The organism is Cryobacterium sp. HLT2-28 (assembly GCF_004402495.1).
Lineage (GTDB): Bacteria > Actinomycetota > Actinomycetes > Actinomycetales > Microbacteriaceae > Cryobacterium > Cryobacterium mannosilyticum.
Genome location: NZ_SOFH01000007.1, coordinates 126,065 through 132,182, shown reverse-complemented (window position 1 = coordinate 132,182; position 6,118 = coordinate 126,065). Strand labels below are relative to the sequence as shown.

Here is a 6,118-nt window from a genome sequence, read left to right as displayed (position 1 = left end):
CCAGGGCGCCTGCGCGGCGGGCCGCGGGGCGGCGGGTGGGCCGGCCGGGGTGTCCGCCGCGTCCGCTTCGGCCACGCCGGCCAGGCGGGCGGCCGCCCAGGCGAGTGAGGCCCCGATGAAGTCGGGGTCGTCGATCACGACGTCGGCGACCCCGCACGCGGCGAGGTCCGCGGCCGCGAGGGAACGGCCGGAGAGGGAGCGGGTGACCGCGATCTCCGCGGCTGCCGCGGGGCCGGCCAGGTCGGCGAGCAGGCCCAGCCCGCCCCAGCCGGGCACGAGGCCGAGGCGCACCCCGGCAGGCCGAGGTTGGTCGCCCGGGCGGTGACCGTGCGGAAGTCGGCGCGGAGGGCCAGCTCGAACGCACCGCCGAGCGCGACGCCGTTGAGGAAGGCGAAGGTGGGCAGCTCGAGCCGGCCGAGCCGGTTGAAGGCCGCGTAGCCGTCGCGGGCGATCTGCTCACCCTCCGTGAGAGAGGAGACGGAACCGAAGGCGACCAGGTCGGCGCCGGCCCCGAAGACCGTGCCGGTGCCGGTGAAGGCCACCGCGTCGACCGCGGCCAGGTCGATGGCGTCGACGGCGGCGGCGAGCGCGGCCAGGGCTGCCCTCGTCCAGGAGATCATCCCGCCCGCCGGCGGGGTGAAGACCACCAGGGCGATGGTGCGGCCACCGACGGTCCGGTTCGAGACATCGATCCGTGTGGTCCACACACTGTTCACGGTGCCCCCTTGCGCCGGTCGAAAAGCTGTAGGTACAAGTTGTACCTGACACTCAGTCTCAGGTCAAGTGAAACTCAGTCTCAGAGGGCAGGGGTGCCCGTCGCCGCGCGGAGTCGTTCCTCGACGGCCCTGGCCAGATCGCCGGGGTCCATCGAGGCCGGGAAGACGGCGACGACCAACTCGGGCCCGGGGGCCGGTCCCGCAGTCGCGCGACCGTCCGGGCGGAACATCCGGCGCACCTGCGCGAGTTCGGCGGCCAGCTCGGCGGGCAGTGCGGCGGCGCGGGGGTCATCCGCCGTGGAGCGGATCAGCCGGCGCAGCTCGTAGTTGTGGGTGGCCGTGACCGCGGCCGCGAAGCGGATGGCGGCCAGTGCCGGCACCGCCGGGGCGGAAGATCTGAGGTAGCTGGCGAACATCCGTTCGTACCGGATCACCATCACGGTCTCCCGGTCATGCAGTACGGGGGTCTCCCGCACGACCAGGTCCCTGATCCGCACGACCTCCAGACGCTCCCGGAACCGTTCGAAGACCATGGTCGCCGCCTCGCACACGGCCAGCCACGGGTCGGCGTGCGGCAACTCGAAATGGCGCGCGATCTGTTCGAGCAGCTCGTCGTGGTCGGCGAAGATCACGTCGTCCTTCGAGCGGAACTGTCGGAAGAACGTGCTGCGCGAGACCCCGGCCGCCTCGGCGATCTCGGTGGCACTGGTGGCCTCATAGCCGCGCTCGCGGAACAGCCGCACGGCGACGTCGGCGACCTCGACCCTGGTCAGCGCTCGCTGGCGTGCGGGCGGTGACTCCTCGCGTGCGGATTCATCGCTCGCGGGCTCGGTGCTCGGGGGAACGGTCATGGTCTGCCGAAATTATCACGGAATCCCCGGCGGTCGGGCTCAGCGGGGAGCGGCCGGATCGATCCGCTCGAGGTGTTCGGGCACCCGCACGTTCCAGCCGAGTTCGTGCTTGATCCGCAACCGCAGGGTGTCGGAGGATGCCGGCTCGCCGTGGGTGAGGTAGGTCATCGCGGGGGCGGCCGGGGCGGCACGCATCCACTCGATGATCTCGTCGGAGTCGGCGTGGGCGGACAGGCTCCCGATCTCCACGACCTCGGCGGTGATCGGCACGTCCCGGCCGAAGATGCGCAGCGTGTCGTCACCACGGAGGAGGGCGGCGCCGCGGGTGCCGCCGGCCTGGAAACCGGTGAGGATGATGGCGTTGCGCGGGTCAGATCCGAACGCCACGATGTGGTGGAGCACCCGGCCGCCGGTGAGCATCCCGCTGGCGGAGACGATGATCATCGGGCCGCCGCGCAGGTTGAGCAGCTTGGATTCGTCGACGGTCCGCACCATCCGGGCAAGGTCGTACATGCTGCGGTACTCGGCCTCGGTCAGGCGGTGCTCGCCCTGGTGGCGTTGGTAGATCTCAGCGGCGTCGACCGCCATCGGGCTGTTCAGGTAGACCGGGATCGCCGGGATCTCGCCGCGGTCGCGCAACCGGGAGAGGTGCAGCAGCACGGTCTCGGACCGGCCTACCGCGAAGGCGGGGATCACGATGACGCCGCCGCGCCCGGCGACCCGGCGGATCACCTCGCCCAGTTCGGCCTCGGGATCGGCCGGGTCGTGCGTGCGGTCCCCGTAGGTTGACTCCGCCACGAGCACGTCGACGGCCTCCAGCGCACGCGGCGGGTTCATCAACGGGTCGTTTGCCCGGCCGAGGTCGCCGGTGAAGTGCAGGGTCGACTCACCGACCGAGAGCCGGATCTGGGCCGCCCCGAGGATGTGGCCGGCCGGAATGAAGGTGGCCCGGATGCCGCCGCCGAGGTCGATCTCCTGGTCGAAGTTCCGGGGCCGGAACGATTCGAGGCTGGTCACGGCATCCTCCGCCGTGTAGAGAGGACGTGGGTTCTCGTGCCGCGACGACTTGCGCTTGCGGGCGAAGTTCGCCTCCTCCTCGAGGAGGTAGCCGCTGTCGGGCAGCAGCAGCGAACAGAGTTCCGCGGTCCCCTTCGTCGTGTAGACCGGTCCGTCGAAGCCGTCTCGCACGAGCGCGGGGAGGTAGCCGGTGTGGTCGAGGTGCGCGTGCGTGAGCAGCACGGCGTCAAGGGACTCCGGTGCCACCGGGAAGGCGAGCCGGTTGCGGTCGCGCAGCAGCTTGTAACCCTGGAACAGGCCGCAATCGATGAGGATGCGGCGACCGGCCGATTCGACCAGGAACCTCGAGCCGGTGACCGAGTCGGTTGCGCCGAGGAACTGGAGCCGGGAATCTGACCGTGCCGTCATGGTGATCACCCAATAGAGATCGACGAAACTCCGGCACGACTGCACCATCTCGGCCGGTTCGCCCGCCTTCCGGGGAGGCAATCGGCCGAACCACCGGCTCATTCCTCACGGTAATTTTGATGCCGGTCCGTGTCAAGGGTTCGCGGGAACCACGGGCCGCTCCGGCTCCGGGAGGTCGGCGGTGGTGGTCGAGCGCAGCACAGCCTCGACCTGACGCACTGCGGTTTCTGACCGCCGGTCGTGCTCGGCATTGCTCTCTGCGGCCTCCGCGAAATGACGACCGGTCATTTCGGATGGTCTACTCTGGCCATCTCACGCTCTTCGAGAGGAGCCGCCGGATGACCGCCGACGCCAGTGCCGCGCCACGCCGCGCCGGGCGCCCCCTGGAGATGGTGTTGTCGCGCACCCGGATCACCGCCGCCGCGCTCGCGCTGATCACGACCGAGGGCTACGGCGGTTTCACCATGTCGAGCCTGGCGAGGACCCTGAAGGTCGCTCCCTCCGCGCTGTACAACCATGTCTCCTCCAAGCAGGAGGTGCTGCAGTGGCTGGAAGACCACGTGATGACCATGGTCGACGTGAGCGGGTTCGGCTCAGAGCCCTGGGATGACGCCATGCGCCGCTGGGCGTGGTCTTACCGGGACGTGTTCGCCCGGCACTCTCCCCTGGTTCCGCTGGTGGCCGTGCTGCCGGTGACGGGTGCCCCGGAGACCCTGAAGATGTACGAGACCGTTGCCGTGGGACTGGCCGGGGCCGGCGTGCCAGTGGAGACGATCATCCCGGCCATCGTCGCCGTCGAGTCGTTCATCTTCGGCTCCGCCCTCGACGCCAACGCGCCGGCCGACATCTTCGACACCGGCGAGCTGGCCGACTCGAGCCCGACGTTCACCGCGGCCGTCCTCGGCCAGGATCGGAGCACCGGGGAGCGCCCCGCCGACGTTGCCTTCCAGTTCGGGCTCGAGGCGCTGCTCGCGGCTGTCCCTGCCACCAGGCCGGGGCCTGACGCCTGAGGACGGTGCAAACATCCGGAATGTTATCTTTTTCTTTCGGATTCGCTTGCATTCCTCTGCCGCCCGGCTCAAACTAAACGAACCCAATTCATTTAGTCGGCAGCGCGACGCCATCCCTCCCCTCGCGCCCGCCGTCCCCACCCACACATCGTCAGTGAAGACGCATGAAAGGGATCACCATGACCGACCTCTCGACCCGGCCAGCCCCGGCCTCCCCCACCGGCGACCACCAGCCGCACGTGCACAGCAACCAGCTGCACGACGCGGCCGGATCCACCCACGGCATCACCAGGAAGGGCCTCAAGGGCGGCCAGCTCGGCCTCCTCGCCGTCGTCGTCATGGGCGTGTCCTCGGTCGCCCCGGCGTACAGCCTGACCAGTTCCCTCGGCGCCACCGTGAGCGAGGTCGGATTCCAGGTGCCGGCGATCTTCATCGTCGCCTTCATCCCGATGATCCTGGTCGCCCTGGCCTACCGCGAGCTCAACGCCGACTCCCCCGACAGCGGCACGTCGTTCACCTGGACCACCAAGGCGTTCGGACCGTTCGTCGGCTGGATGGGCGGTTGGGGCATGCTCGCCGCCAACATCATCGTGCTCTCCAGCCTGGCCGGCGTCGCGGTCAGTTTCTTCTACGTCTTCCTCGGCGAAGTCTTCGGCAATCCCGGCCTGGCCGCGCTGGCCGACAACACCGCCGTGAACATCGCCACCTGCCTGGCCTTCGTCGCTCTCGCCGTCTGGGTCAGCTACCGCGGCCTGCACGCCACCAAGCTCGTGCAGTACAGCCTCGTCGGATTCCAGCTGGTGGTCCTGGGCATCTTCACCGTGACGGCCCTCATCGGCGCCGGCTCCGCCGCGTCGACGACGGCGATCCCGTTCGACTGGGCGTGGTTCGACCCGACCAGGGTGGAGAGCTTCAGCCAGTTCGCCGCCGGAATCTCGCTGGCGATCTTCGTGTATTGGGGCTGGGACGTCTGCCTCACCATGAACGAGGAGACCAAGGGCGGCCAGAAGACGGCCGGCAAGGCAGGAACCCTCACCGCCCTCGTCGTGCTCGGCCTCTACCTCGCCCTCATCGTCGCGACCATGATGGTCTCCGGTGTCGGCGTCGACGGCATCGGCCTGAGCAACCCCGACAACCAGGGCAATATCTTCGCCGCCATCGCGTCGCCGATCATGGGACCGCTCGCCGTGCTGATGTCGCTGGCCGTGCTCGCCAGCTCGGCCTCCTCCCTGCAGTCCACGATGACCTCCCCCGCGCGCACGCTGCTGGCGATGGCGCACTACAACGCTCTCCCGCCGAAATTCGCCACCATCAGCAAGCGGTTCGGCTCGCCGGGCTACGCCACGATCGCCGCGGGTGCCATCGCCGGCGGGTTCTACGCGGTCATGACGGTCATCAGCGTGGACGTGCTGGGTGACACGATCATGTCGCTGGGCCTGATGATCTGCTTCTACTACGCCCTGACCTCGTTCGCCTGCGTCTGGTATTTCCGGCAGAGCCTGTTCAGCAGCATCCGGAACTTCGTGATGCGCCTGCTCGTGCCGGGGCTCGGCGGGCTGATTCTCACCGTGGTCTTCGTGCAGACCGCGGTGAGCAGCTGGAGCCCCGACTTCGGCAGCGGCTCTGAGCTCTTCGGGATCGGACTCGTCTTCGTGATCGGCGTCGGTCTCCTGCTGCTCGGCGGCGCGGTGATGGGCCTGACCTATTGGCGCCAGCCGAGCTTCTTCCGCGGCGAGACCCTGCGTAAGGACACGCCCGCACTGGTGGTCCCCGAGTAGGGGCAGGCCGGCATCCATCCGCCGCGACAGCCCCAGCTGACATCCGCCGCTCCGGCCCCGCCGTGCTGGTCGACAACCGACCAGCACGGCGGGGCCCTTGCCGTTCCGCCGCCATCCGGCGATACTGCCTCCGAGGCCTGCTGATCTTCCCATGCCGGCCGGGCGGTTTCTCACCGCCAATCGCACGGGCACACCCGTCGCAAGGCGGGGTCGCAAAGGCACGGGACCCTGGGTCAGCCGGCCTACCGATTGGATAGGACTGGCACAGCATGAGTTTTCCCTTCCCAGAATCCAACGTTCGAAACGGGCGGGCGGCTCCCCCGGTTCAGACGGATCCC

6 protein-coding genes and 1 riboswitch are annotated in these 6,118 nt (G+C 69.2%); of the genes, 2 read left to right on the top strand and 4 right to left on the bottom strand.

Annotated elements, in window-relative coordinates; all coding sequences use genetic code 11:
* Positions 1 to 134 precede the first annotated feature (134 nt).
* From E3O48_RS03065 to E3O48_RS17520, 4 genes are all read right to left on the bottom strand, one after another.
* Positions 135 to 716: an enoyl-CoA hydratase/isomerase family protein gene (locus tag E3O48_RS03065; protein WP_134537276.1), complete on the bottom strand. Its 582-nt coding sequence runs from the start codon at positions 714 to 716 to the stop codon at positions 135 to 137.
* A gap of 80 nt (positions 717 to 796) precedes the next feature.
* Positions 797 to 1,567 (bottom strand): TetR/AcrR family transcriptional regulator, encoded by a 771-nt coding sequence (locus E3O48_RS03060; protein ID WP_198413019.1) that lies wholly within the window; start codon positions 1,565 to 1,567, stop codon positions 797 to 799.
* Between the two features lie 39 nt (positions 1,568 to 1,606).
* On the bottom strand, positions 1,607 to 2,992 hold the full coding sequence (locus E3O48_RS03055; protein ID WP_134537275.1) for an MBL fold metallo-hydrolase RNA specificity domain-containing protein: 1,386 nt from the start codon (positions 2,990 to 2,992) through the stop codon (positions 1,607 to 1,609).
* A gap of 132 nt (positions 2,993 to 3,124) precedes the next feature.
* Positions 3,125 to 3,280 carry a hypothetical protein gene (locus E3O48_RS17520; RefSeq protein WP_166788597.1) on the bottom strand — a complete coding sequence of 52 codons (156 nt, stop codon included), beginning with the start codon at positions 3,278 to 3,280 and terminating at the stop codon, positions 3,125 to 3,127.
* A 50-nt stretch (positions 3,281 to 3,330) separates the two neighbouring features.
* Between E3O48_RS17520 and E3O48_RS03050 the strand changes: the two genes are divergently transcribed.
* Both E3O48_RS03050 and E3O48_RS03045 read left to right on the top strand, forming a co-directional pair.
* The gene (locus E3O48_RS03050) at positions 3,331 to 4,002 is read left to right on the top strand and encodes a TetR family transcriptional regulator (RefSeq protein WP_134537274.1); all 672 of its coding nucleotides are present in this window, start codon (positions 3,331 to 3,333) and stop codon (positions 4,000 to 4,002) included.
* 179 nt (positions 4,003 to 4,181) lie between these two features.
* Positions 4,182 to 5,780, top strand: coding sequence for an APC family permease (locus tag E3O48_RS03045; RefSeq protein ID WP_134537273.1), 1,599 nt, complete (start codon positions 4,182 to 4,184; stop codon positions 5,778 to 5,780).
* Positions 5,781 to 5,957: 177 nt separating this feature from the next.
* A riboswitch (cyclic di-GMP riboswitch) is annotated at positions 5,958 to 6,030 on the top strand.
* The last annotated feature ends 88 nt before the right edge of the window (positions 6,031 to 6,118 follow it).